General features: G+C 58.9%; 22 protein-coding genes. 5 read left to right on the top strand and 17 right to left on the bottom strand.

All coding sequences use genetic code 11. The features are described 5' to 3' along the window. Positions 1 to 64: 64 nt before the first annotated feature. The 3 genes from D1409_RS22675 to D1409_RS22665 all read right to left on the bottom strand — a co-directional run bounded on the left by D1409_RS22675 (position 65) and on the right by D1409_RS22665 (position 3,110). Positions 65 to 610 carry a hypothetical protein gene (locus D1409_RS22675; RefSeq protein ID WP_123539245.1) on the bottom strand — a complete coding sequence of 182 codons (546 nt, stop codon included), beginning with the start codon at positions 608 to 610 and terminating at the stop codon, positions 65 to 67. Positions 611 to 1,467: 857 nt separating this feature from the next. Beyond that, entirely contained in the window at positions 1,468 to 1,908 is a 441-nt protein-coding gene (locus D1409_RS22670; protein ID WP_123539244.1) for a hypothetical protein, read from the bottom strand. Between the two features lie 695 nt (positions 1,909 to 2,603). Continuing rightward, complete coding sequence (locus D1409_RS22665) at positions 2,604 to 3,110, bottom strand: hypothetical protein (protein WP_123539243.1); 507 nt, start codon at positions 3,108 to 3,110, stop codon at positions 2,604 to 2,606. 76 nt (positions 3,111 to 3,186) lie between these two features. On the opposite strand from D1409_RS22665, the gene D1409_RS22660 reads away from it, so the two are divergent. Next, the gene (locus D1409_RS22660) at positions 3,187 to 3,603 is read left to right on the top strand and encodes a hypothetical protein (RefSeq protein ID WP_123539242.1); all 417 of its coding nucleotides are present in this window, start codon (positions 3,187 to 3,189) and stop codon (positions 3,601 to 3,603) included. Between the two features lie 51 nt (positions 3,604 to 3,654). Here D1409_RS22660 and D1409_RS22655 read toward each other — a convergent pair whose 3' ends face one another. From D1409_RS22655 to D1409_RS22605, 11 genes are all read right to left on the bottom strand, one after another. Next, on the bottom strand, positions 3,655 to 5,178 hold the full coding sequence (locus tag D1409_RS22655; protein ID WP_123539241.1) for a primase-associated protein: 1,524 nt from the start codon (positions 5,176 to 5,178) through the stop codon (positions 3,655 to 3,657). After that, positions 5,175 to 6,059, bottom strand: a complete 885-nt coding sequence (locus D1409_RS22650) for a bifunctional DNA primase/polymerase (protein ID WP_123539240.1) — start codon at positions 6,057 to 6,059, stop codon at positions 5,175 to 5,177. Before D1409_RS22650 ends, D1409_RS22655 begins: the two co-directional genes overlap by 4 nt. Beyond that, positions 6,056 to 9,880: an ATP-binding protein gene (locus D1409_RS22645; RefSeq protein ID WP_123539239.1), complete on the bottom strand. Its 3,825-nt coding sequence runs from the start codon at positions 9,878 to 9,880 to the stop codon at positions 6,056 to 6,058. Before D1409_RS22645 ends, D1409_RS22650 begins: the two co-directional genes overlap by 4 nt. Then, the gene (locus D1409_RS22640; protein WP_206425160.1) at positions 9,873 to 12,107 is read right to left on the bottom strand and encodes a VirB4 family type IV secretion system protein; all 2,235 of its coding nucleotides are present in this window, start codon (positions 12,105 to 12,107) and stop codon (positions 9,873 to 9,875) included. The genes D1409_RS22645 and D1409_RS22640 overlap by 8 nt, the downstream gene beginning before the upstream one ends. After that, the gene (locus tag D1409_RS22635; protein WP_123539237.1) at positions 12,091 to 13,212 is read right to left on the bottom strand and encodes a hypothetical protein; all 1,122 of its coding nucleotides are present in this window, start codon (positions 13,210 to 13,212) and stop codon (positions 12,091 to 12,093) included. Before D1409_RS22635 ends, D1409_RS22640 begins: the two co-directional genes overlap by 17 nt. 2 nt (positions 13,213 to 13,214) lie before the next feature. Then, a complete protein-coding gene (locus tag D1409_RS22630) occupies positions 13,215 to 14,330 on the bottom strand; it encodes a hypothetical protein (RefSeq protein ID WP_123539236.1) in 1,116 nt (371 codons plus the stop codon). 2 nt (positions 14,331 to 14,332) lie between these two features. Beyond that, positions 14,333 to 15,193: a hypothetical protein gene (locus D1409_RS22625; protein ID WP_123539235.1), complete on the bottom strand. Its 861-nt coding sequence runs from the start codon at positions 15,191 to 15,193 to the stop codon at positions 14,333 to 14,335. Then, the gene (locus tag D1409_RS22620) at positions 15,190 to 16,923 is read right to left on the bottom strand and encodes a hypothetical protein (RefSeq protein WP_206425165.1); all 1,734 of its coding nucleotides are present in this window, start codon (positions 16,921 to 16,923) and stop codon (positions 15,190 to 15,192) included. Before D1409_RS22620 ends, D1409_RS22625 begins: the two co-directional genes overlap by 4 nt. Positions 16,924 to 16,948: 25 nt before the next feature. After that, complete coding sequence (locus tag D1409_RS22615; protein WP_123539234.1) at positions 16,949 to 17,347, bottom strand: hypothetical protein; 399 nt, start codon at positions 17,345 to 17,347, stop codon at positions 16,949 to 16,951. Continuing rightward, on the bottom strand, positions 17,344 to 17,664 hold the full coding sequence (locus tag D1409_RS22610; protein ID WP_123539233.1) for a hypothetical protein: 321 nt from the start codon (positions 17,662 to 17,664) through the stop codon (positions 17,344 to 17,346). The genes D1409_RS22615 and D1409_RS22610 overlap by 4 nt, the downstream gene beginning before the upstream one ends. 149 nt (positions 17,665 to 17,813) lie before the next feature. Beyond that, the gene (locus tag D1409_RS22605) at positions 17,814 to 19,157 is read right to left on the bottom strand and encodes a cytochrome P450 (protein ID WP_206425159.1); all 1,344 of its coding nucleotides are present in this window, start codon (positions 19,155 to 19,157) and stop codon (positions 17,814 to 17,816) included. A 166-nt stretch (positions 19,158 to 19,323) separates the two neighbouring features. Between D1409_RS22605 and D1409_RS22600 the strand changes: the two genes are divergently transcribed. After that, positions 19,324 to 20,409 carry a transcriptional regulator FilR1 domain-containing protein gene (locus D1409_RS22600; protein WP_123539232.1) on the top strand — a complete coding sequence of 362 codons (1,086 nt, stop codon included), beginning with the start codon at positions 19,324 to 19,326 and terminating at the stop codon, positions 20,407 to 20,409. 168 nt (positions 20,410 to 20,577) lie between these two features. Here the strand turns inward: D1409_RS22600 and xseB are convergent, their stop codons facing one another. From xseB to D1409_RS22585, 3 genes are all read right to left on the bottom strand, one after another. Beyond that, the gene (gene xseB, locus D1409_RS22595) at positions 20,578 to 20,760 is read right to left on the bottom strand and encodes an exodeoxyribonuclease VII small subunit (protein WP_123539231.1); all 183 of its coding nucleotides are present in this window, start codon (positions 20,758 to 20,760) and stop codon (positions 20,578 to 20,580) included. Positions 20,761 to 20,763: 3 nt separating this feature from the next. Continuing rightward, complete coding sequence (xseA, locus tag D1409_RS22590) at positions 20,764 to 21,816, bottom strand: exodeoxyribonuclease VII large subunit (RefSeq protein ID WP_123539230.1); 1,053 nt, start codon at positions 21,814 to 21,816, stop codon at positions 20,764 to 20,766. Positions 21,817 to 21,890: 74 nt separating this feature from the next. Beyond that, on the bottom strand, positions 21,891 to 22,058 hold the full coding sequence (locus D1409_RS22585; protein WP_123539229.1) for a DUF1931 domain-containing protein: 168 nt from the start codon (positions 22,056 to 22,058) through the stop codon (positions 21,891 to 21,893). Positions 22,059 to 22,194: 136 nt separating this feature from the next. Here D1409_RS22585 and D1409_RS22580 point away from each other — a divergent pair, with 136 nt between their 5' ends. From D1409_RS22580 to D1409_RS22570, 3 genes are all read left to right on the top strand, one after another. Then, on the top strand, positions 22,195 to 22,494 hold the full coding sequence (locus D1409_RS22580) for a helix-turn-helix transcriptional regulator (RefSeq protein WP_123539228.1): 300 nt from the start codon (positions 22,195 to 22,197) through the stop codon (positions 22,492 to 22,494). A 222-nt stretch (positions 22,495 to 22,716) separates the two neighbouring features. After that, the gene (locus tag D1409_RS22575; RefSeq protein WP_164471859.1) at positions 22,717 to 23,580 is read left to right on the top strand and encodes a hypothetical protein; all 864 of its coding nucleotides are present in this window, start codon (positions 22,717 to 22,719) and stop codon (positions 23,578 to 23,580) included. Positions 23,581 to 23,648: 68 nt separating this feature from the next. Continuing rightward, on the top strand, positions 23,649 to 24,872 hold the full coding sequence (locus D1409_RS22570) for a competence protein CoiA (RefSeq protein WP_123539301.1): 1,224 nt from the start codon (positions 23,649 to 23,651) through the stop codon (positions 24,870 to 24,872). Positions 24,873 to 24,915 lie beyond the last annotated feature (43 nt).

Below are 24,915 nucleotides of genomic sequence, written 5' to 3'. Positions count from 1 at the left end.
CGCAGCACTCATGGTCGCGCGCTGCACGCCTCCCGGCGCCGACAAACAGTCAGGAGTGACAGCGTCAGTCCGGTCGCGGATCGCGATAGCCGATGACGGCGACGTCGTCGATGAACAGGACACCCTTCATGAAGTCGAGTTTCGTCAAACTGTGCTGGTAGAGGTTATGCCGGCCAAGGTAGTTCACCGGCACCACCAGACAGCCGAACTCGACCTTCGGCCGGCCGTCCTTCTGGGTGCGGTACCCCTTCTGGAACTTGAGGAGATCGTCGCTGACGTTCTTCCGCTCGCTCTTCTCGACCTCGATGGCGATGCGGGCGTCGGCGTCGTAGAGGTCGACGCTGTAGTTAAACCCCTGATGCGACCAGAGCTTACAGTCCGGGTTGTAGCCGCCGGCGGCGTCCCCTTCGTACTCGTACTGCGAGAGCCCGTCGGCGATCGCGGCATCGAACCCACCGACCTCTGTGTGCTTCGTCGAGCCGTCGAAAACGCTTGCCGGGACAGCTTCGACAGCCGCCCGAATCGACGCCAGTGCGTCGTCCGGAAACGCCTCGGACGAGGTTTGGGTGCGGCGCTCGCTCAGTTTGGTGACCTCCTCGACGACGACCATACTCGCTCTCGACGAACAGTGCCCCGATAAAACCCGTCGCGACGGCCATTCAAGCCGATCGGCCGTCAGGATACACTCACTTGAGGAACAGGGCGGTGGGTGGGGTTATTCGACCGGTTTAGTTAGCAGCAATATCTCTCTCTCAATTCAGCGATGGGGTGAAACTCCTGCTCAGGACTGCTAGTCGTCGTTATTATCCTGACTTCTTCAAGCGGAAAATCATCACTTCTAAGTCTCGAGTTTCGGCGTCGTGGCGTAGTTCGTATCCTCCATTGTCTATGGGAACCCCGTTCTCAAGTGCACGAAGAATGAGGTCATCCATCGCTTCTTGAAACTCCCGTTTGGTAGCTGAATCCTGTTCAGGCATCCTTCTCTTTAGACTGCGAAGAGGAATACGACTGTGGCATGATACACCATGTCAACTTCTGAATTAGCTCTTGAGGGGGCGTTCCTTGTCGAAGTGGGAGCCTTTCTTTACAACGTTCTCCTCCCGATCCCATTTGACCACTCCGTCTTCCACTAATTCTTCCAAAGACTTTTCGTTCAATTAAAGACGAAGTTTAGCAACGTCTAAGCCGGCGGAAGGGGGATCGGAACGAGGGGCGCTCCCCGATGACGTGCGGTCTGTGATAAACAGATAGTACGTGCTTCATACGAAAGAGTCCAGTAGGTTTTCACGCAACCTAGACAATTTGATTAAGTGGGTAACATTCTCCGATACGCACTCAGTCCGTAGTCCTCATTTCGAAATAGACGATTCCAGCTGTGGTTCTATTCTGGAAAAAGGGGTCGCGATAGCACCACCGTTAACCAACACTGTGCCGGTATCGGCCGGGAATGTTGGTTAAGTCTGGCCACTACGGCGTTCGGAGATCCCGAACTGGCTTCACGACGAAGGTGTCTGGCTCGCTGGCTGCTCCCTCACCTGACCGCTCCGCCGGCGTCGAGGGCGACCGCGTAAGCTGGGTGATGAGCTCGTCGCGAACGGTTTGTCGAGGGGCGGTGGTCTCGTGCCAGCCCAGCCGGTCGTCGAAGTGCCGTTTCTGGAACTGCTCACCGACGTCGTCGCCGGCGACGTACTGCGTCCGCGTCGACCGCCCGACCTGCTGGGAAACGAGGACGGCGCCCACGGCCTCGTGCGTGAGCTCGACGAGAGCACACTCCACGAGCGCGACGACCGACGCGTGATCCCGGTCGGTCGGGACCGTCAGCTCGAGGTCCGCCCACGGCGCTTCATCGTCGGGGGTGGTTTCTGCGTGATTCGCTGCTCGTGTCTTGCTGCGTCGTTCCGAAGCCATCGTCTATCGGGGGGCACGTGATGCGCCCCGCCACCCCCTCGCGGGGGCGACAGACTCCACCTGAACACACCCGGTCAACCTATGCGCTACATCTGATACTTCCGTAGTTCCGCTATCCTTGAGACGGCCCCTCGGCCTGAGAGAGCCGGCGGCCTTCGCACACCGCATATCGCCTCTTTCTTTGGACGAAATCCGCGATATGCAAGGCGGAATAACGGACTCAAATTGCAGAAGAACCTCGTCGGGCCGATTTGAGGGCGTAGAAATTACCTCGACGAATTCCGAGATAATGCTGTGATTTTAAAAATTGCTCGACGGCGGGGTAACGAAGGTGATTTCGGGCGTATCTGGATACCTTGGGACCGCTGCTTCACCGGGTCTGAGTCCCTCGAGGTTCCCGCAGCGCAGCACTTCGAGCCGTGAACCACCCTGATTCCCTTGATTCTGGTCTTCTTAGCCGCTGAAAATTGCTCGACGGGGATTCCGTGGGATCTATTTCTAGTTTTGAATGTAATTATTATAATTCTCTGGTTGTTACATGTTGTAGCTGCCGTGCTGAACACACCGAAACTACAACCTTACCAAATACCTGTTTCACTGAGAGTGATTTCGGTCAAGTAGATCCTCTACAGGCCAGAATTTTATCGTCTACAACGGTGGCTAGGAGATGCTGGAGAACCTGACTTCAAATAGGTTCAGGGACCGATCTGGTCCTCGGGCGGCAGTTCGACGTCGACTTCCCCAGTATCGATGTCGTCCCTGAGTTGTCGCCAGGTTTCCTCGGACATCTTGACTGCGACTTCGTCGTCTACCTTGCCTAATGTCTCGATGTTATACTCGGTAGAATTGTCGATGAACGTGAAGTCGTTGTCGGAGAAAAGCTTGATCCGGGAGTTGCCCTGCATCGTGAGGCCCATCGTCAGGCCAGGGATGTCCGTCGCCCATTTAATGAACTGAATGACTCCGTTGGGGTTTGAGATAACCAGTATGGCGATGCTGGTCCACCAGATATCTGACTGCCTGGTGTAGCCGCGGATCTCTTTGTCGATGACGTTGCCGTCCTCGTCGACTTGCTTGGTGTATTCGGTCTCTATCTCGTCTCCAGCTTCTTCGAGGAACTGCCTCACCTGCTCTCGTGCTTCCTCCTTTGTGCCATCGTATTCCTTGTCGATGGTTACGGCTTCAAGCCGAATATCTTCCATAAGTAAGGGATTGGTTGTTGCTGACAAAGTGTTTGGTCCGGTATTTCTTTCCAGCTGGCCGGGTTACAGCTCTTTAATGGCTGAGGTAGAGTTCCCGCCGGAACGGGTAGAGGACAAGTTTGAGAAGTGGGAGGAAACCTACGCTGTCGACAAGCTGGAGGAGCTGCCAGAGAACAAGCTTCGGTCTCAGAAGCACCTATTTGAGATCGAGGTCAAGGAGTTCGAGGCCGAATACAATCCTGGACGGTTGGTGACGCCGGAGATGGCGCAGATAGCTGGGAAGGAACCATTGACCCAGAATCAGTTCCGCAGGGTTCGCCGCATGATTGATGACGAGGCCGACAAAGTCAGAATGAATTTTGAGCGGGCTATCGGACGTCGAAGAGAGAAGGAGACAGAGCGTCGGAATAGTTTCTTCGTGGACTTGGCTGGCCGGGTATCCGACTCTTTGACGAACGTGTCTGTATCTTTCGAACTCCCGAAACTGAGGTGATTAACACCAAGACCTCTCAGTTCTATTCTCGAAAACGAAGAAATCCGTAGTTCAGAATTGCTCTACGGGACCGGCGGATTCCTCCTCAACCTGCTCGTACATCTCATCCGGGAACGGGAGACTGCCCCAGATCGAGTAGGGACACTGGTCCTGGCCGATGCAGTAGCGCTGCAGATCGTCGTTATCACAGTTCATCGGCAACGGCGTGTCGCCGTCGATGGTGTTCGAGAATTCGTAGCGAACCTGGTACTCGGTCTCCTGCTCGTCGTACCACGGCCACCGAGAGAAGACGTCCTTGAGGTCCGCGACAATCTCATCGAGACTGCTATCTTGGTACTGTGGGAGCCACATCACCATCCGCGCGAAGTTGTAGAGGTCCTTCCGGACGGGCTTCTTCTCGTGCAGCCGCTCCTCCATATTCGCCATACAGGGGAGTTCGAAGAGGTCCTCGATCTCCCGCACCTCGATCTGTTCGGCGCCGATTCCGGCTCGCCCGATTCGGTACGTATTGATGCGCCCGTCGCGATCGATCGTGACGGCCGAGTGGGACTCGTGGTCGGCCAGCGTCTTCGCGAGACTGCTTGGACTCGAGATCCAGTCCGTTACTGAGGATTCCCAGTCCTCCTCGGCGTCGTACGCCGTAACCGCTCGATAGAGTTCTTTCGCCGTGTGGAACTCGCCCCTTTGCGCTACGTCGTCGGGCGCATCACTTAGGGCCCGCCGGAGGACGCGAATCGTCCGTTCCCCACGGTCCCAGTTCCGCCAGATTCGCTCGTGATGGCCGGTCTCGAGGAAGCGGTCGATCCGCTCCGTAATCGCCGACTCGTTCGTGGTCAACCACGTCAGCTGGTCGTCGGAGAGCCCGTCTTCTTGCACCCGCAGGAGCTTCTTGAACGCCCGCTCAGCGTAGTCAAGATACTTGCTGTCGAAATCACCGACCGGGACGTACAGCTTGTTGTCTTTCACTCGCGTCAGTATCTCCCCGCCGTCACTCCCCGTAGATGACTCGCCCTCCGCTCGAACGAGACATTTGCGTGACGCCGCCGCCATCGGGATTTCGAGGTAGAGGCCCTCCCCGAACTCCGGCATCTCCGTGATTCCCGTACAGACCCGACCCGGATGTGGGCCATCCTCACCGGGCTCCTTGCTGTACAGCACGTCGGCGATGTCCTGCTGGAGTGACCCATCGCCGTGGGCGCGGATGAGGGAGGCGAGATTGTTGACGTACAGCTCCCGGATGTCGTAGAGCACCTGGATGTTTCGGGGTGACGCGTGCTCGAACTTCGGGTGCTCTTTCACACAGATCACACTCAGCGTCGCGAGCACGGCGAGCGTCCCCGGTTCGTCGACGAACGGCTCCTGGGCGGCGTCGGCACGAACCTGCTCTTTGAACGCCGCCGTCCCGAACCGCTCGACGTCGTTCACGAGGTCCTCGGGTTGGTCCTCGCCGTCGACGACGTATCGGTTGTAGCCACGCGTAAACAGCTGGTTGATGCGGGTCTCACCGTACTCCAGCGGGAGTGCCGCAACTCGATACGCCATGTCCTCGTCGTCGGTGGGCGTACTCGGACTCATTCGTCGATCACCTCTGGCGTCGCCGACCGAACGTCGAACGCCGGACTCTCGATTGGTTGGACGATGCTGCAGACGTCGGCGTGCAGCGAGTAGGGCAGGCGAGCGACACGCCGGCGGTCGGCCGTCACGACGGGGTCGATCGGGATGTCGTACGTCTCGAGAAGGAGGTCGTTCAACACCTCGCGACTCCGCTCGTCGTACCGGTGCGCCGGGTCGGTATCCAGCAGATAGACGTGGACACCCTGCCCGCTGTACACGACCATCGTCTCCTCGGCGTCGAAATCGTCCTCGAAGATGTCGCGCACCTCGAACCCGCACTCGATGGCGCGGTCGACGTCTTCGAAGGCGTACGGATACCCCTCGGGAGCGGCGTCGAGGATACCCGCAGCGTCGAGGAGCGCATCGTCGTCCCGATCATCGACGTCCGCCGACACCATCTCGTCTGCTCGGTCTCGGGCGATTTCTTTCGCGTCGATGTCGACGAGGAGGACCCACGGCCGCTCCCAATGATCCAGTGCGTAGTAAACGGCGTCGGGCTGTGGATCCGGTTTCTCCAGTACCTTCGGGTCTGCGAGTGCGAACTTGCTTCGTCCGAGTGGGTCGTTTCGAGCCGGGTGCCGAATGAACTCAACGACGTCCTCGAAGTCGTCGAACTCGGGCGTTGTTCGGTCGCCCGATACATCTGTCTGCCACGTATCTCGCCGGATGAAGTCCTTGTCAGGGACATCGTCTTTGCGAACCGGATGGGGATTTCGAAAGGCGATGGCGTACTGTTTCGGGCCGGTCGACGTGATGAACTCGGGAAGGTTGTCGATGTAGCGCGGGAACTCCTCGGCGTAGTACGCATAGATCTCCTCACGAGTTGCCTGTCGCCACGTCATTGATTCACCCCCTGATCGAGATTCTTGAACCCTCGAACGGTGGTCATCCCCGCTGCATCGAAGTCCGCCACAGCGTCTTGGATCGTCGAGAACGACCGTGCGTCCCGTCCACTGACGCTTTCTTCGATCCGGTCTGCGTCGGCCAGTCGGTCCAGCACTTCGACGGCCGTCTCGCGGTTGTTGAACGCCCAGATTGCGTCTGCGTCTACCGAACGCAGCTTATCGTAATCGTTGACCGGCGCGTGGGTGTTGTTGCTCGGGAGTTCTGCTTCCCCGACCCAGACGAATTCACCACCCGCGTCGAACCCGGCGACGTCGAACACGGTGTCGTCATCGTGTTCGTCGTACGGCTCGACGCGGGCGACGTCGTCCTGCTGCTGGAGCCACAACTCAAGGAGTCTGACTCCAACCTTGTGCGGCGTTTTCTCTCCGATGTCCCCCAGTCCGGGACCCACCTGGAGCTTTTCGCCGAGGAGCTCGCGCCCCGCTGGAAGGACGGTGTAGTATTTGCGGCCACAGGCCGAGGATTCCTCAACGAGGTTCTGTTCGATAAGGCGTTGGAGATTGAGCTCCTCGAACCCGTCTCGAAGCGCACGCATCGAGTCAAGAAGAGTGTACTCGCTGTCGTCCCTGTTCATCACGTCGAGGACGCGACTCAGGAAGCGGACGTCGTCGCGACTGAGATCGCGCTTTCGGAGTTCGTCATCAGGGACGGGCACGCTGCTTTTCTGGACGGGCGTTGACCCGTTCTCCGGTTGCTCTGATTGGTCGGCGGCTGGTTCCTCGTCGGTTTCGGTGGACCGCCCGAACAGGGTGCTCATCTCTTCCTCGTCTGTATCAGGGTCGATGTCAGTCTCGGGCTGCGTGGTCGACGTCGACGCTTCATCGGTCGTCGATTCGCTGATGAATGCGGATTGAGTCGGGTCGGTCGCTCCATCGCCGTCGTCAGCCGAGACCGTCGTGTCAGCCCCCGAACTTCCCCAGCCAGTTTCCGCCGGGGCAGTGCTCGACTCAGTTGGCTCTGCAAGCCCGTACTGGGCCTGTGTTCGCTCTATCATCCGTGGGCGGGACACGGACTCGAAATGGTCTTTCTGCGGCTCTGTGAGCGGCTGGTCGCTTTCTGGATGCCCCGGCGCAATCGGGAGCGGTTTCAGCGAAAACGGCGGTGGGCCAGTCTCCCCGAACGACGGACTCGGGAGCTGCGCTATCCACTCGCCGCTCGGAAGCGTGTTGATTCGGTTGCGGAGTTCGGTCGGGCTGAGGTCCTCGTGGGCAATCGACTCCGCGAGATCGCGTTCGATCGAGATGTTGCCGATGAGCTTCGTCTTGATGTTGTTGAGAACCTCGTCGTAGGCCCGCTCGTTCCGGTTCCGCACCTGTTCGGGGAACTGCATCACGAGCCCCATGCTCAACCCGAACGACCGGCCCTGCGGCAGTAGCTGCTCGGAGACAAGCTTCGTCGACGCGACCGGAGCCGCTTCCTCGATGATGAGGTTCGTCAGGTTCTCGTAGTCGGTCTGGCCGTCGCGTCGGCGAACCTGGACGGCGTCCCAGAGGTTACTCAACAGCAGTAGAGTGATCGCTCGCTGGGCCTCCGGACGGAGGTCGCCGAGGTCGAAGATGATGGTGGCGTCTTCATCAAGGAACTCGCGGAAGTCGAAGCGGTTGTCGACGTTCTCGCCGACATCGTTCTGCTCGGGAACGTGGCTGAAAATCCGCCGGAGATGCGCGTCTTCTTTGAGCTTGTCGAGACGGTTCCCGACGGCGTCCATCGACACCTGGAACCGGTGGTTGTCCTTCGCGAAGTGGCGCGTCAGCGATTCCTCGATATTCTGGTTGTTAGCGGAAACTGGGGGAATCGTCTGGTCGCGCTGCATCCGAAGGGCGGCGGCGAAGAGATCGTCCAGCCCGAACACGTCGCTCCCGTACTCCTCGTCGAACAGCGCCTTGATCAGGTAGCTAAGGATCTCGTTCGCGACGAACGCCTGCCCGTACTGCTCGCGACCCATAATCATCCGCAGGATATCGTGGAAGTGATCGACCTTATCCTGAATCGCGTCCTCACGGTTGCGCCCGGCCCCCAGCGCGGGCCGAATGTCGAAGAAGGAAAACGCGGGGATGGTCTCCGGGACGCGGAACTGGTAGACGTCGTCCAAACCACCGAACTGCTCGTAGTGGCAGCGCAGGTAGTTCTCGCACATCCCATCACCTTTTGGGTCGACGATGACGACGGGCCCGCCGGTCGTCTCTCGGAGCGAGAGGGCGTCGTTGATGATCGCTTTCGACTTCCCACCGCCAGTCGACGCGAAGCGACCGTAGTGCGTCGTCAACAGATCCAGCGGGATTCGGATTGGGTCCGGTCGCGGCTCGCCGTTCTCGTCGAGGGCGTACCCGATGGCCATTCCGCCTTGGAACTGCTGGATCAGGTCCGGGTTCGGCCACGGCAGCGGATTCCGGCTCTGCTGTTCGGCGCGAGTGCCCCGTGTTCCCTCGACGGTCAGCTGTTCGGAGGAGGGAACCAATACAAAGTTCGCTATCTCCGTCCCACAGAGGACCAGCTCGGGTCGGGTTTTGCCTCGTCCGGTCGTCAGATCGCGGTTGAGGAGGCGCTGGAGAGCGGCCCGTGCCTTCTTCTCCTTCGTTTTCTCACGGAAGCCACTGTCCCGGAGACGTTGTCCTTCGACCTCGTAGAACGGCCCATCAAGCGGGTCGAAAACCGGGAGGAGCGAATTCATCCGTGCATCGAGGTCGTCGCGGGTGTCGTCGATGGGGACGCCGACGGCCCGAATATTGGCCGTGAACGACCGTTTGGCGTTCTTCGCGTCGATGTACTCGATCCGCTTCTCGACGGACTCGCTGATCTGCCGTTCGTCCTGGTCGCTCCGCTGGTCCTCGACCTCGAGCACCGACCCGACGACCTCCTGGAAGAACGTATCCCGACCGTCGACGAGGTCCTCTTTTCGAACCTCCGCGTCGGACTGCCAGCTGGTCCGCCGTTGGAAGACGACTTGGAACGCGGTCGGCGCTGTCGCCTCCATCAGGTGGTCGACAAGCGACGCGAGCGCTGCTCCGGGTTGGTCGACGGACGAGAGTTCTCCATTCGTCTCCTCCGCCGTGAACGGCGTCAGCGAGGTCATCCAGTCCTGCTTCCGCGTCGCGGAGCCACACCAGCGGACGCCGAGCGGCGAGACAGCGTCTTCCCCTAGGCGAGCCAGAATCGTTCCCTGCGGTGTCATCGTCGGCTTCTCGATGGCCTGTCGCTCTTCTGTGTCGTCTGGAAGTGCATCGGGCGGCGCTAGTTCGAGGGCTGAGTCCCCAACAGTAACGTGATGATCAGGGAATCTCGTGGATGCCGTACCGCCGTCGACAACGGGGTCTGCTTCGGCTGACTCGGAGTCCGCTGATTCCTCGTCGACGATGTCGTACTGTTCCGCCGGGACAAACTCGTACTGCAGCCGCCCGGCCTCGTAGTGTTCGACGAATTCCTGCGGTGTGAACTCGACTGGCTGAATGAGCCGGGCGGCGACGTCGACGTCGACGCGCTCGATATCGAACGTGGCCGGATAGATGGAGCGGAGGCGTTTCTCGAGCGTATCGAGGTGTGCATCGGCCCCGTAGAAGAACTCCACTGGGTCGTCCGGGCCATCACTGATCGCGAGGAACTCGAACCGAGGCGGTGTGTTACTGTGGAGTGGGTTCAGCTTCGCCCCGAGGCCCGACGAGCCGGGCGTGTTCAGTTTGTGGAGGCTGTCGAGGACGCGGGAGATACTCCCCGGATCGAGTCGCTCGGACGTCGGCGTGACGCGCAGGTATTCAGCCATCGTTGGTCTCCTCCGTAGACCCGCCGTCTGGCTCAGCTTCGACGGCGTCTGATTCCTCGTTCGGTTCGCTCGTTTCGTTCGTTCCGTTCGTTGCTCGATGCTCGAGCGCTTCCTGGAACTCCTGCATCTCGGTATCAACGGCGTCGCCGCCGGCGCCGGGCAGCGAGGAGCGAACTTGGGAGGTCGGGTCGAAGTCGATGACCTGCTTCTCCTTGGGCATCGCTTTGACCTGGATGCCGCGCCACTCGCCGTCGACGCCGACGAGTGCCTCGGAGAAGCCGGCGTCCTCGTTACCGGGGACGGCATCTTGGACGAACCGCATCTGCGCGTAATTCAACCCGAACTCGTCGGCCCACTCTTCGTCCATCCCGTCGAGACGGTGGAACTGCTTGACTGCACACTGGTCGAGGATCGCTTCGGACTCGGCGTGCTCGAAGAACTCATCGACGGTCTGCGTGACCAGCCGAATCGAGAGATCGTGGTGGCGGTGGTGGCGGAACACCGTCTCGAGGAACGCCAGACTCGCAGCGTCCTGCATGATGTAGCGTGCCTCGTCGATGTAGAACACGACCTCCTTATCCGAGACCTTCGCTCGCTCGTAGACCAGCGAGATGAGTAGCTGCATTGTCAGCGCCGTGCTGCTGTCGACGCTGCCCTCCTGCTGGGCGAGGTCGAGGTAGATGACCTTCTCGTCGCGAATGTCGAAGTCCGACGCTTGACCGAGATTGGCGTGGCGACCGTCCTCCTCGAAGGGGCGAAGCTGATCGAGCAACCACGTCGCGTCGTCCTTGATCTTCCCTGCCTCCTCGTCGGACCGGACGACAAACTCCTCAGGATCGTCGACCATGTCCTCGAAGACGTCCATCATGTTCCGGATGGTCGGACTCGGATTGCTGTGGGTGGAGATGTCGTCGGTGATGCCGTTGCGCTTGTAAGCACGCTTGAGCCCGAGTTCCAACGTCGTTCTCCGGTCGCCCAGAGAGATTCCGCGGAGCGCGAAGAAGTTCGTGAGGAAGCTCATCGCGTCGTCGAGCTTCTCGTTGAACGGGCTCGCGTCCTCACCCATCGCCCGCTGCACGTGCTCAGGGGTCTCCCGGATCTCCAGGGGGTTGAGGCCGAGCGTCCCACCGACGGTGATTCGTTTGGCATCGAGCGCTTCGGCGACGCCTGCCCAGTTGTTCAGTGGTTCGAGGATGATGCCGATGCGGTCCTTGCTCTGCTCGATGGAGCGGATGAAGTTCTGCTTGGAGCTGAACGACTTCCCGGAGCCCGTGTCGCCGACGGTGAACATCGCGTAGCCGTTGTCCCGGGCGAACGGGTCGATGACGACGGGACTCTGGTTGTCCTTGTGGATGCCGACCTCGACGCCGCCCTCCTCGAGGATTGTCGCGTTGTGCGGGGAGGAGAGCAACGCTCCGACCGCACCGCCGAGTGCAATTGACTCTCGACCGAACTCGTTGTCGCCGATGGGTGCGGCGGACTGGAGGGCGAGGTCTTGCCTGCAGATGGCGGTCTTTGGCGTGAGGTTCGACGGCTCGTCGCGGAGCGCACTTTTGACCTTCTGGACGGCGTCTCTGAGGTCGTCCTTCTCGTCGGCCCGTACCGTGATGAACATCCCCTGGTCGAAGACGCTCGCGCCGTTCTCGACGGCCGTGTACGTCGCTGCGGCCTCGTTGGCGCGTTCCTGTAGGTAGGCACTCCGAACGCTCTGTTCGAGATCAGCATCGACCTGGAGGTCGTCAGCGATGTCCTGCAGTTCGTTCCGGGCTCGCTCCTGATTTTTCGGCGTGATGTGGGCGGTGAGGTCGAACTCGACATCGGTCAGCTCGAAGAGGTCGCTGAGGTAGCCGTCGTTGGGGTAGTCCGGGTAGTCAGTGATGTACAGCGTCGTGGTCCACTGCTCGCCGACCCGTGCGGCTCGTGTTTCCCACTCGATGGCATTCGGCGCCGTCACCGTCTTGTGCGACTCGGCGATGTCGTCGAGGAGTTGGCGTTCGGCGTGGCCGTCTTCGAGCGTGTCCTCGTCGAGGAGGTCGGAGAATTCGACCTCTTCTTCGTCCTCCTCGGTGTACCTGTCCCAGAGGAGTTTCCCGACGGCGCCGAGGACGACGACGATACCGACGTACAGTGCTACACCTTCGGCCGAAGTCGGGTCCGAGAGCCACTCGACTACCTGGCCGACAGTTTCGCTTTCCGTCTGGAGGACGAGGTTACGCATCGAACTCATCCTCCCGGCGCGAGTGGCCGACGATGGGTTGTTCGCGAACGACACGCTCCGCGTCGTCGTAGTCGTGCTCGTGCCCGTTCCAGAAGTCCATATTCAGGACGAATAGCTCGACCGTGCTCAGCCGCCGAGCGGACCAGCCCGAGGCCTGCTGGATGAACTCTGACCGCACGTCGTTGACTCGACTGTCCAGCTTGTCGAACATCTGCGCGCGGCGCTCGACGTCAGTGAGGTCCTCGCGGCGAGTCACGAACGGATTGAACAGGAACCCGATGACCGGGAACTGCGTCAGCTTCTCGGCCGGCGTCCCCTCGTCGCGGAAGCGGTCGTAGACTTCCAGCGGGGTGACCTCGGCGCCGATGTAGTACCGTACCTGCTGGATGCCCCGTTCGCGCATCTCCTTTGGCCGGGTCTCCCGGTACTCCTCGAGGAGTTCTTTGAAGATCGGGTTCTCTGTGACGTCCTCGTCGTTCAATCGCTCCTCGATGTTCTCGGTGATCTGTTCCACCGGAAATGAGCGGGTTGTCGCATGGAGTTTGAGCTTTGAGTCCAGTTCTTTGTTGGCGAACTCTTCGCCAGCGTCCTGGAGCTGGGCCCAGTCGTCGGACATCGCGAAGTCCATGTTGCCGGGGTTGATCTCGATGAACGCCTCCATCGTCCCGTCGGCTCGCTGGATCGCGCCTGCACCAGGCCACGCCCGCTCGATGTTCGTGAGGTCCTGGGTTCGCTCGTCCGGCTTGAAGGGCGTGTAGTTTGCGAGCCCGCCCTCGTTCCGTTCCGTTTCGTTAGTACTACTGTCGGCTTCCTCTGGTGCGCTGAACGTCACTCGTGGGCGTTTGACGTATCGGTAGACATCCTTCGTCCACGTCCATGCGTTCAGGTGGTCGGGAGAGACGTAGATGACTGCGACGCCGAATCCGAACCCGCCAGCGACGAACGGGAGGGCGAGCGATTCGATTCCGGTGAGGCCAGCAATGAACAGGCCGATGATCGGGAAGGCGATGAGGACGCCGACGTCGCCCTCCTCGATGTTGAGGTAGGGGATGCGACTTACTTCCCCGAACTGGTCCGTGATGCGTCGTGCGGCTGCGTCTTTATCTATGGACATCGTTAGTGGATACCTCGATCGAACTCCATGCCGTGTTCGTCGCTCGCTGCTTCCGCTGTGGCTCCGCCAGGGTCGTTTTCAGTCCGCCGGTACGATGGAGCACTGCCTCCCTCACCACCGTGACCGCCTCGTGCAGCAGCTTTTTGCGCGACTGCATGGCCGGCTGCAGCTTTCGGTCCCCACCGAGCGGCGGTCGTCGCGACGCCGGCGCCACCGACGTACGCACCGGCAGCCACGCCGCCGATGAGGGCTGCGCCTTTCGTCGCGCCACCGACGACCTTGGCAGTCAGCGGCGTCGCGTATTTGAACGTCTTCCACGTGAGATACAGAGCGATCAGGGGTAGCGAGGCTGCGACCAGGTACTTCAGAAACGCGCTATTTGGAGCAAGTGCATCCTGCGAGTAGAGCAGATCGTATCCTTTGAACACTACTGCCGCCGGGAGGGGAAGAACTGCGAGCGGGACGAACCGCTTGGTGAATCCCATCGCGATATCGGATAGCACCGGGATATTGCCATAGCCGAGGGCAATCGCTATTGGCATGCCATACACGTAGACGTAGAGGAGGATTTCTCGAATGTAGTAGAGTGCCTCCAGCGCCCACATCGAGAGACCGCCGATAAGGGCGAATACGAGTGCAAGTCCGGGGTTCGTTAGAGAGACTTCGAGGAAGTTGAGCATCGCATCACCTAGTGAACTGAGACTCGGCATCAGGGCAATCGTGAATCCATCCACGATGTAGAGGCCCAGAATACTCATCCAGTACCAGCTGATGATAAGGAACGCTCCAACCCAGGCGGTCTTCTTCGTCCGTCTAGCTTCGTATGTACTCCCGATATTGAAAATCCGGATCGTGTGCCGTCCTTGGACGCACATCAACAGCAGGAGTAACGAGATCAGCATAATCTCACCGCCCACCAATGCATCTCGGATTGCCTGCCAGGGAGTGTTGATCGGGTCACCGAAGACGAACGCTCCGTTCGTCTCAGGTGTGGGCGTACCGAACATCTCCTCTGTCAATGTCTCGTAGCCAGCCGTCAGCCCCTCCATAAAGAGGCTGATGACCCAGTCGACGGCATCTTTGAACCCCTCTAAGAAGACATCAATCAGGTCAACCATGGCTATGCCTCATTGATAGTGAGATCACAGTTGTTGGACTCTGTTGAAGCCGAATACTGGATGTTGTACGTTTTTGAGACCTGCTTTTCTCCGACGCGGCTTTCGAGGATGAGATTGAATTCTCCGGTCTGTTGCTCGTCCGTACAGGATGTCCCACTGCCGGGGACGAAGGCGAACGGCGATCGAGAGCTGTAGATTGTAATTTGGTCGCCAGCGGCTATGACGACTTCATTAACTTCTGTATCTGCTTCCGGATCATAGATCCCGCTTACGTCCTCGTTGTCAGCATAGTTCGTCCCTTCTTCATCTGAGGAGTACGGCACGTCTCCGATGAAGAGCAATTTCGTTATCGCATCTGGGCCACTGCTTTGATTCTTAATGGTCACGAACGCTTCCTCAGCGATCTCATCGCCTGGGCCGTCCCACATTTTCTCGGGCTGATTTCTCCCAATGCCCATCTCCATTATCCCAAGATCCGGCTGAATCGGAAGTGAGGTTTCGACGACGGTCTCTTCTCCCTCCAGCGCGAGCACGCGGTACTCACCGGGGGCGTAGGAGGTTCCAATCTCGAATGACACCTGCCGGGAGCCTGCGGCCACCTCACGCTGTCCGAACACCTCCCCGTTCGGCTGGATGAGATTGATCTGATCGACGTCGGCGTCCGCAGTGAGTTCTACGACGAGTGTCGTCCCTTCGACAGCGACACGCTTGAGCGGACCCTGGCCGCCTGGAGCGGTAGTTCCGTCACCAGGCGCTCCAGAGCCGCCATCGTTATTCAAGCAGCCGGCAACGCTCACGAGCGAAGCACCTGCGACTGTTCGGAGGGCGGTTCGCCTACTGATATGTGGATTGTTCTGTGTCATGGATTTCGTTGGAAGCTGTCTTCTGGACCGAGCATTCGGACGAGACGTTTGCCGGCGTAGAACATCACGACAAACGGGATGAGCTGCCAGCCGACCTCGAACAGGAGAGCGAACCACCCGCCAATCGTTCCCAGCGGATGCCAGCGAGCGGTCGCAGAATCGCTCACGTACGCGGGATTATGGCCGAGCCACGAGCCCGGATGGTACCGAGCCGTGTAGATTCCCGGCTCATCAATCGTCACGATAGCCACCCCGGATGCGTTGGTCTCGACGCGCTGATCTGCGATGGTGATGTATCCGCTCCGAGTGCTTCCGCCAATCGGATATTGGCGGCTATCGTCGAGCGTGATCGGCGCACCGGTTTGATTGTCCCGGAGTTCGACCCTGAGCGTCGCTTGCGACTGGTTCTGCTGGATGACCTCCACAGAGAGATTGCTGCGGCGGAGCTGCCGCTCAGAGCCAGTATCTGGCTCAACAACTGAGGCATTCACGCCCCTGACGATCCCCGCAACGTTAAGCGCCTCACGGTCGACGTTCTCGGCTCGAACGGCGACACCGTACGTCGTCGTGTATGTCTCGTTGACGATGTCGATATTGATGTTCTCGCCGATGGTTCCGACCGGCGACGAGCGGTCAGTCCCCCAAGTATCAATGGGCTCCGGCCCATCTCGAACTGGTTCGGCACGCGGGCCGATCCGCGAGGGATACGCGTGGACGTAGACCGGAATCGCGTCAGACTGGACGGAAGCACTAGCAGTCCGATTCGACCGAACGAGCGTATCCCAGTTGGTGTTCCGTGCGGTGTAGAACCGCCAGACGCCACGAACCCGTGCCTCACCGTCTTCGGTGAGGGTGTACCCCTGCCACGGCCGGGACTGGAAGATGGCCAGGCCGGCGTCGCCGTTCGGGTACTCGGCGTAGTAGGGGTACGCCGAGAGGTCGTACATCTCGACGGCGATTGAATCGGAGACGTTGCGTGACTCCGTGCGGTAGGTGACGTTGACGTCCGTCCGGTTGCCCTGGTCGACCCGGGTTGTCTTCTTCAGGCGGACGCTGATCTCTGCTTCCAGCGTGAGATTCGCGCTCCAGTCATCTTCGATTTGATAGTCGAGAGCCGGCGTATGGGACCCGTCACGCTCGGCGATGGTCTCCCCGTCCTTCTTCAATCGGACTTCTTCGATCTCGTGCTCCGTGAGCGACCACGAGATAGTCGTGTTGCCGGAGGAACTTCCGTTGGGCACGCGAACGCGGTAATCAACGAAGCCGCGCATCGTCCCATTCGGCACGATGTAGAGTGGGGTTTCACCGGACTCCAGGTGTCCTCGGGTAGAGGGCTGGACCGCGAAGATCGTTGCGTGAGCGTCCTCGATGAACACGCCGTCTTCGAGCGACGCGTGGGGCGGATACACGGACGTATCCGAGCCACCAGCGTCGAGGTCCTCGAAATCGTTGCGCGTCCACGTCGCGGCTGTCGCCGGCGGGCGTTTGAACGTTACATCCGTCCCGTTAGCCACCTGATGGACGGCAGACCGGTTTTCACCGTATCGCTGGCTGTACTCCGCTTGGGTGATGTAGGTGTCCGCGTCGCGCGACCAGAGCGTTGCCGACTCGTTTTCCGTGAGCCCGTTGTCCTCCGTCCCCGGTCGCGGCGGGTCGGCTACGACGATACCCGTGACTAGGCTCGTCACGAGTAACCCGATCATGAGCACGGAGATCTCTTGGTGGTTCATAGGGCTCGCGGGGACAGCGGAGTGCTTACCAGGGGACGAGATCGACACACTGCGCCAGCGGGAGGCCCATCATCGACCCGGCGACCGTGTACAGCGGGCCGAGGACGACGAGGACGACGGCAGACTTCATTGAGGACCGCTTGTGGCGCTTGAGTCCCTTCTTCTGCTCCGGATTCAGGGTGAACATCTCGATAAGGGAGTCGGCCTGCCAGACAATGGCGAGGCCGACGATGCCTAGCCCGGTGGTCAGCTGGAAGAACCCCTCAATCATACTTGGGAGGTTGTCCGCGCTACAGACCGCGTTACTCTGGGCGGCGACGGGCTGGACAGCGAACAGGCTCAGGAGGACAACCGTCAGGGCTGCCTGTCGTATCACGGGTCGGTAAGACGATTCAATAGTCTCTGGATGATCTTTGTCTGTCATTGGTGCGTCTCGTTCTGAGCGGTTTCACTGCTTTCGGTAGCTGGTGTTTCAGACTGGGATTCGTCTCTCGAATCGGCTGCGTCGACGACCAGTTCCTGAAGATCACTCAATCGATTCGTTTCCTCGGCCACATCGTCGAACGAATAGCCCTGCTCCTGTGCGCGTTCGAGGAGGTCACGGAATTCGTGTGGGTCGATATCACGAACACCCATCTCTTCTCGAAGCGCCTGCCGATACAGCGCCGAGGCGTTGATGTAGTCAAACCACTCCAGGAACAGCTGATCGATCTCTTCGATGGTGACCTGCCGGGTTTTCATCTGTATGCGGGATGGTTTGTGATGGTTGAATCACGGTTCATAGCATACACCCTCGTTTTTTCGGGCGGGTGGTTATACTCATCCGTGTTAACACTGTCAAAGGGCGTGAACACCTGCGACAATCCCCACCACTACAGAAAGCGCCGATATTAGCGAGAAGACAGCTTCAGAGGGATCCCATTCTTTGTTCTGGTCGTGACTCGTGGCTCGAGTTCGATTTCTTGATCTCGTTCCCAGTCGAACTGGAATTGCTGTCCAATCGTCGCGAGAACAACTTTTGCTTCTAACAGGGCGAACTCGCGTCCGATGCACGATCGTCGGCCACCGCCGAAGGGGGCATACGCGAAGTCGTGGAGGTCCTCTTCAAACTCGTCTGTCCATCGATCCGGTCGGAACGAGAGGGGCTCCGCATAGAACTGCTCGTCTCGGTGGACATGGATAACCGAGAGGTGGATTTCATGCCCTTCGGGGATCCGGTACCCGTTGATTTCGACGTCAGCCATTGTCTGACGCGGAATCGTATGAATCGGCGGGTATAGCCGAAGTGCTTCTGTGATGATTCTATCCATAAATTCCAGATCTTGGAGATCGTCGTATGTTGGCGGTCTCCCATCGAGGACCCTCTCCAGTTCCTCCTGGAATTGCTCTCGGATATCCGGCTGTGTCGCCAGTACATAGCAAGTAAACGCGAGCGCCGCAGCCGTCGTCTCGTGTCCTGCAAACACCATCGTGACTAGCTGATCTTCGATCTCCTCGGTCGTGAGCTGCTCCTCCTCCGTGCTTTGAACCCGTTGTAGCTGTGTGAGGAGATCTGGAGTTTCCGGATCGGCTGATTGCTGCTCTGACCCTTTGTGTTCACTATCCTCTGTGAGGAGCGCTCGAACCTCCTGTCGGAGACGCTTCGTTGATTGTTCGAACCGCCGGCGAGCTGGCGTTGGTATCCAGCCTGGCAGAATCCACGACGAGGGGGCAAACCACTCGTTGAGTCCATCGGCCGCGTCACGGAGTTCTTGGTCCTCCCCTGGAACTAACTCCCGACCGAACAACGTCGCAAAGAGGATTTCGAGGGTGAGGTCTCGCATCTCCGTTTCCATATCACGGGTTTCCCCGTCACTCCACGTCTCAAGCCGTTGCTCAGTACACGCCACCATTTGCTCTGTGTATCCGCTGATTTTCTCACGGTAGAACAGCGGTTGTAGCATCTCACGTTGACGTCGCCACTGCTGCCCCTCAACCGAGAGCAAGCCATTCCCGAATGCCCGTCGATAATCTTCAGTTTTCCCGAATGCGTCGACGTCGGTGACCAGAACGCGGTTGAAATAGTCCGGGTGGGCAAGTACAAAGACGTCGTCAACTGCCGGGAGATCCATTCGGTAGATATCTCCGCACTCCGAGGTAGCACGCTCCACGAACTCGAACGGGTCGCGAGCGAACTGAACCGCGTGTTTGAGTACTGGATATCCAGATGGTGCAGGGGGTAGCTGGGAGTCCACAATAGTGGGTCTTTGTGTGAGCACCTGTAAAAAGTACTGTCGAAATTTCGGATGCACGCGCCAATTGGAGAGACAATGGGCGGTTTGGTAGAGACGTATGATTACCAAATATCCCCGACATATTCAAAGCCCTCGCTACAGTAGTTTACTGTACAGGTGAGATCCAGTGACACGCCACGAGCGTGCGACCACAAACCCTCTCACGGACGAACAGCTTGTCATCCGTGAGTTCATCAGTGATCTTGCTGGCTCTACCTGCCTGGATGTGTTACGTTCCCTTGACGAACAGTCTATGACAGCGTCGGAAATTGAAGATCAGGGGGAGATCACTCGACAGACTGCATCAAAACACCTTGCTCAACTCACCGAGAGAGGCCTGACGAACTCCACGGGTGGAGAGTACGTACACACAGCCGGCGGAAAGATCGTTCTCGATGCGTTCGAAATCTGTCTTGCTGAGATTGATCGCAAGCGACTCACCAAACTCACTCGTTCAAAACACTCCATTCCGCTGTTGCAAAGACTTTCAGATGGGTCTGTACGTCCAAGCGAGCTGGCGGGGACGAACACAGGGGCACCCTCACGCGCAACTGTTCAGCGAGCATTACGGATGTACGAAACGGAGGAATGGAGCGAAGAGATCGACGGCAATCACCACCTCACGCCCGCCGGAGAGCGTATATTGGATGCGTACGAAGAATTAGCCATAACCATCGAACAGGTGATGGAGAAAGCGCCCTGGTTTCAGCGGCTCAGTCCAATTCGAACAGACATTCCGGTACGAGCCCTCGCTGATGCAAAACTGTACGTCTCCTCCCCGAACTCCCCGGGAATCGTCCTCGCGACAGCCCTCAAACTCTGCGATCCGCGGCTAGATAACTTTCGGGTGTTGACGTCGATTTTCAATCCAACCCTCTTTACGGCGTACGATAAACTCCTCAAACTCGGCCTCAAAGGGGAGGCAATCGTCGATGCGTCACTGTACGACCGTCTCCACGAAGAGGACATGGAGCACTTCCTCGACGATTCCAATTACGATAACTTTCGGATTTTCTATCTTGAGGAGACATTGACGCTCGGTATCGGGATCTACGATGAGGAGCAAATCGCGATTGGGGCGTATAATCAAATAGGAGAGGGTGAACATATTGTAATGCTGCTCAGTTCTAATGAGGCAGTCGTCCAGTGGGGCGAGGATCTCTATAACCGCTACCGTGAACGGGCACGCCATCCCTCAGAGACGCCGAATTAGCGTGAATACTGAGTCTGGGCCATACTCTTCAGTTTACGGCTAGCTCACTCTAACTACACGGTCGTTCCGCAGCTCTACACAAGAGCGCGAGTATTTAACCAACGATTTAGGTGATTAGCGGGGTAGTGTTGGTTAACGTGACGGAGAAGCCGATGCTGTCCTCGTCAATTATTCGATCTCGATGACCTCGCCCTCGCCTTCGTGGAGCCGCTCGCGGATTTCAGTCAACAACTCCTGCCCCTCTTCGTACAGCTCACTCCCCTCATCGAGGGACACATCATCTGCGTCGAGTTGTTCGATTATCTCCTCGACACGGGTCATTCGGCCGCTGATGTCCGGGTCTTTCGCCATCGCTTAGATCACCCCCAGCCAGAGCGCAGTGATGAGCAGCAACAGCACCAGAAGCACGGCGATAGCGGCCTTGTAGTAGACCGATGGAAGACCATCTGGTGCCGTCACCTCCTCGACAGCCTCTGCCAGTTCCGCCTCGTGTTCGTGCTCCTGCTCGAAGGTCTCGTACGCAGCGTCAAGTTGCTGCTCTAGCGGCTCGATCTCGCTGGCGAGGAAGTCATTCCGGGACTTCACGATGTACTCGCCGGCGGCGGTTGGCGTGATCGTCGCGACATCCGCCACCTGATCCGCGATTAGCCGGTCATCGGTATGTCCGATCGCGGTGACCACGGGGGTATTCGCGGTGAAGCTCGCCTCCGCAACCCGCTCGGTATTGAACGCTTGGAGGTTCGAATCACTCCCACCGCCGCGGCCGACGATGATCGCGTCGACGTCCTCCGAGCGGTCCAAATGATGGATGCCGTTCGCGATGGACGTCGGCGCCTCTGACCCCTGGACGGTTGCGTCCTTCACCAGAATGTCGACGGTGGGGTCCTGCTCGTGGATCGCGTTCTGGATGTCGTACCGGGCGTCTCCTCGGAGGGAAGTGACGACACCGACTCGCTCCGGGAACGCCGGCGGGCGCTGTTTCTGTTCGTCGTCGAACCAGCCACGCTCTTCGAGTTCGCTTCGCAGTCGCTCGACGGCGGCCGCCTGGTCACCGTCGCCGACGACGATAACCTCCCACGGTTTGAGGTCGATTTTCCCACCCTCAATCCAGTAGTCGATATCGCCCTCGAGGATGACCTCGGTGCCGTCTTCGAGCTCGGCGTCCATATCCCGGTAGCGGTTCGCCCAGATCATACAGGGGAGCTCGGCGTCGCCGTCGGTGAGCGTGAAGTAGAGCGCCGTACTGTTCTGGTGGAGGTCGGTGACTTCTCCGATACAGCGGACACCGTTGAGGGCAGGCGTGTCCTGGACGATCGACGCAATTCGGTCGTTCAGCTGTGACACGCTGAGGACCTCTCTCGCATCGGGGTCGACCGCCTGCCGTTCAGTATCCGTTGCGTCCGCCATTACGTCTACTAACTTCTGAACAGGAACCTCAAAAAGCTACGTTCGAGGGGCGGGGTTAGCTGCGTTACGCAGGCCTACAGATCGCGGGGCTGGACCGTCTTCCGGTCGTTGGCCTCGGCACGCTCTGCGGCGTCGTCGAGCAGTTCGGCTACTTCTTCGTTGAGGGGGTCGTAGAAATCTGCCGAGACGTTGTGGTCCGAGAGTGCGTCCTTCACGGCTGCTTTGACGATTAGGTCAGACATTCCATCGCGGACTTCTCTTGTCCACCATATAAAGGTTCGAAGTTCTCACGCCGGGTTCTCGCCTCGTCGTATCGAATAATGGCCTTTGAGCACCAGAGAGAACATATGCCACCCCTCAAAAATAGGGAACGGACGGATGCATGATCTAACTGGGTTCCAGCGGGACATCTTGTACGTGATTGCCGGGCTCGAGGAACCGCACGGGCTCGCAGTAAAGGCCGAACTCGACGACTACTACGAACAGGAGATCAACCACGGCCGGCTCTATCCGAATCTCGACGACCTCGTCGAGAAAGGGCTCCTCAAGAAAGGCGAACTCGACAAGCGAACCAATCTGTACTCGCTAACGCAACGAGGCTCCCGCGAAATTGAGGCACGTCGAGAGTGGGAAGACGAATATGTCGAGTCTACAGAAGAAGTCGCTCCGTCGACCTAGATGCCATTTATCGCACAGTCTTCTACAGACGAGGAGGGAGGGACAGTTCTTCCTGAAGAGATAGAGGATGGTACTGACGTCGTGTGTCCAGCCTGTGGCGGAACGATGCGACCACGGGGCCCATTTGATGACGGCCGCGCTCGCCATTTCTATCACGTTACTGCGGGCTCAGGGAATTCGACGGCCAATTGCTCCGGAGGAGAGTCGGATCCGCATCGAAAGATGAAATCACTCGCAGTTTCGGCGTTGCGGCAGCGGTTTGACCGATATGTCCGTTGCGGACCCGAGGTCACCGTCAACGTCCCCAATACGCCGACGCTCACTGAATCTCGCCGAGCAGATGCCCTCGTCGAATTTCCTGCTGATGACACAAACGACTATCTTGGGCGTGGATTGATCGTTGAGGTACAATACGCGAACGAAGACAAAGACCTTGACGCGGTCACGCACGACTATCTCTCGGCCGGATATAGCGTCTACTGGGCCAGCCCTGACGATTTTACGAACGACCGATTCCGTATTGAGGAGATGGTCGTCGAATTCGACAAACGGGCTGACACCGCCTTCGCAGCTTCGTGGGCAGATCCTCCAGAGGTAGATCCACCTGAGGAGTATCTAGAGCGGTTCGTGAACGGTGACTCCCTAACTTTCTCGGACCCGAATCCGGACTGTAACCATACCTGGAAATACGGAGGGAGTGACCTCCACGACCGGGATTTCTGTAAACACTGTCGGCTTGAGCGCTGGAAAGACACTACGGTAGAGGCGTATATCTACGATGAGTCGACCATCAAGACGAGCTCCGATCTTGCTGACAGAGCTGCTCAAGCAGCGTTTGAACAGCGAGAAAAGGAGGAGAAGAAAGAAGATCATCAACACGTCTGGGAGCCGCGAGGAGAGAACCGCTATCGGTGCCGGTGTGGGGCCCGTCTCAAAGAGCACAACGGAGAGGAGGTCATCTCAAATGATCCGTTCGAGGACTTCTCTGAGATGACGACCACGGACCCCCAGTACTGCGATCACATTTGGGAACGTGAGGACGGCTGCATGAAGTGTATCTCTTGCGGACTTGAGGACCCGATCTAACCTGTTCCGTCTTGTACTGGCCTACAGCTGGGAGAGATTATTTGCTTACCGAGATGTTCTTTGCCGGTATGCCCTTCCGCGGTCGTCGTGACGGTCGCCCGGTCGTCCCCGCCATAGTTGACGATGGAGAAGAAGTCACCTGTCCGGTATGCGGCGGGACGATGTACCCGCGATCGGCGCCGGGCAAGTCTCGACACTTCTACCACGTATCAGACGACGCCGGCCAGCGCTGCTCGAATGGCGGCGAGTCAGAGACCCACGAACGCGCAGTCGCCCGTGTTGAGGTCGCTCTGCACCAGCAATTTGGAGAAAACGCCCGCATCGAGACGGAGGTGGACGTCGACGTGGCCGAGGTGCCAACACCTGTGACCGAACGCCGGGCCGACGCACTCGCGACCTTTGACGATTGGAACCCTTATTTCGGGGAAGGCCTCGCCGTTGAGGTACAGCACAGTCACAAGGACAAGGACGTCCATCAGGTGACGCATGACTACTTGGCCGCTGGGTACTCGGTCGTCTGGATACGCGCGGCAACAGTCCTTCTCGATACGTTCAACTACGATACGATCGGTGCCGAATTTGAGCAAGACGATGGTTCTGGATACGCCCAACGAACGAGCAAAGCTAGCCGAATTACGAACTGCCAAGCGCTCCTCTACGACGGCGAACATGCGTGGGAGCGCGTGCCGCCCTATGCCCATCCCCGCGGACAAGATGACCTGATTACGTACGATATCTGTACTGCCCAGGGTTGCGAGCTACGCCGGCTTCACGAGCGCGACGGCAGTTACACCTACACCGCGAGCGACGAGTACGGCCCCGACTTTCCTCTGAAAGCACTCAAGAACGCGATTGTCCGGGAGTACGATCGAAACCCGTTCTGGAAGTGGGCAGGAAGCCAGTACCATTCCGCACAGGTTGAGAAACTGCTTGCGACACGACCTGAGATAGAGCGCTGCCGGGGGCCGAAGGGGTTTCACGAATGGGGACGGCGAGAAACGCTCTGGACAAACCATTCTGACCAGCCGTTAATCGAACTGCGCGAGTGCATGTACTGCCCCGTTCGGTTAGTAACGAACCACCGAGGGCGGTCTGGACACAGTACATTCTGTCTCTACGGTCGAGAGCCTAATCTCGACTGGGATAACGTGTATTTCCAGGCCAGCCCTCCCGAGTGCGATCACTATCTCTACGACGAGGATGCGATCGAAGATTACTGCCCCAAGTGCGGTGCGACGATGGAATCCCCCAATTCAACGCTCCGCGATCACACAAGCTGGATTCCGCCGTAATGGTAACACCAGTCGCTCATCCCATCGACGGAAGAATCCAGTC

The sequence above is a fragment of the Halosimplex salinum genome (assembly GCF_003730195.1).
In the GTDB taxonomy this organism is placed as follows: Archaea; Halobacteriota; Halobacteria; order Halobacteriales; family Haloarculaceae; genus Halosimplex; species Halosimplex salinum.
The sequence above is the reverse complement of the archived record's forward strand: the minus strand, read 5'-3'. Positions and strand labels throughout refer to the sequence as shown.

What these genes read in the sequence shown, in the direction of transcription:
- D1409_RS22625 (WP_123539235.1), bottom strand. Translation starts at nt 15,193, where the DNA reads ATGACACAGAACAATCCACATATCAGTAGGCGAACCGCCCTCCGAACA.
- D1409_RS22570 (WP_123539301.1), top strand. Translation starts at nt 23,649, where the DNA reads ATGCCCTTCCGCGGTCGTCGTGACGGTCGCCCGGTCGTCCCCGCCATA.
- D1409_RS22620 (WP_206425165.1), bottom strand. Translation starts at nt 16,923, where the DNA reads ATGAACCACCAAGAGATCTCCGTGCTCATGATCGGGTTACTCGTGACG.
- D1409_RS22675 (WP_123539245.1), bottom strand. Translation starts at nt 610, where the DNA reads ATGGTCGTCGTCGAGGAGGTCACCAAACTGAGCGAGCGCCGCACCCAA.
- D1409_RS22650 (WP_123539240.1), bottom strand. Translation starts at nt 6,059, where the DNA reads ATGACGTGGCGACAGGCAACTCGTGAGGAGATCTATGCGTACTACGCC.
- D1409_RS22615 (WP_123539234.1), bottom strand. Translation starts at nt 17,347, where the DNA reads ATGACAGACAAAGATCATCCAGAGACTATTGAATCGTCTTACCGACCC.
- xseA (WP_123539230.1), bottom strand. Translation starts at nt 21,816, where the DNA reads ATGGCGGACGCAACGGATACTGAACGGCAGGCGGTCGACCCCGATGCG.
- D1409_RS22630 (WP_123539236.1), bottom strand. Translation starts at nt 14,330, where the DNA reads ATGGTTGACCTGATTGATGTCTTCTTAGAGGGGTTCAAAGATGCCGTC.
- D1409_RS22580 (WP_123539228.1), top strand. Translation starts at nt 22,195, where the DNA reads ATGCATGATCTAACTGGGTTCCAGCGGGACATCTTGTACGTGATTGCC.
- D1409_RS22665 (WP_123539243.1), bottom strand. Translation starts at nt 3,110, where the DNA reads ATGGAAGATATTCGGCTTGAAGCCGTAACCATCGACAAGGAATACGAT.
- D1409_RS22635 (WP_123539237.1), bottom strand. Translation starts at nt 13,212, where the DNA reads ATGTCCATAGATAAAGACGCAGCCGCACGACGCATCACGGACCAGTTC.
- D1409_RS22585 (WP_123539229.1), bottom strand. Translation starts at nt 22,058, where the DNA reads ATGTCTGACCTAATCGTCAAAGCAGCCGTGAAGGACGCACTCTCGGAC.
- D1409_RS22575 (WP_164471859.1), top strand. Translation starts at nt 22,717, where the DNA reads ATGAAATCACTCGCAGTTTCGGCGTTGCGGCAGCGGTTTGACCGATAT.
- D1409_RS22645 (WP_123539239.1), bottom strand. Translation starts at nt 9,880, where the DNA reads ATGGCTGAATACCTGCGCGTCACGCCGACGTCCGAGCGACTCGATCCG.
- D1409_RS22655 (WP_123539241.1), bottom strand. Translation starts at nt 5,178, where the DNA reads ATGAGTCCGAGTACGCCCACCGACGACGAGGACATGGCGTATCGAGTT.
- D1409_RS22610 (WP_123539233.1), bottom strand. Translation starts at nt 17,664, where the DNA reads ATGAAAACCCGGCAGGTCACCATCGAAGAGATCGATCAGCTGTTCCTG.
- D1409_RS22660 (WP_123539242.1), top strand. Translation starts at nt 3,187, where the DNA reads ATGGCTGAGGTAGAGTTCCCGCCGGAACGGGTAGAGGACAAGTTTGAG.
- D1409_RS22640 (WP_206425160.1), bottom strand. Translation starts at nt 12,107, where the DNA reads ATGAGTTCGATGCGTAACCTCGTCCTCCAGACGGAAAGCGAAACTGTC.
- xseB (WP_123539231.1), bottom strand. Translation starts at nt 20,760, where the DNA reads ATGGCGAAAGACCCGGACATCAGCGGCCGAATGACCCGTGTCGAGGAG.
- D1409_RS22670 (WP_123539244.1), bottom strand. Translation starts at nt 1,908, where the DNA reads ATGGCTTCGGAACGACGCAGCAAGACACGAGCAGCGAATCACGCAGAA.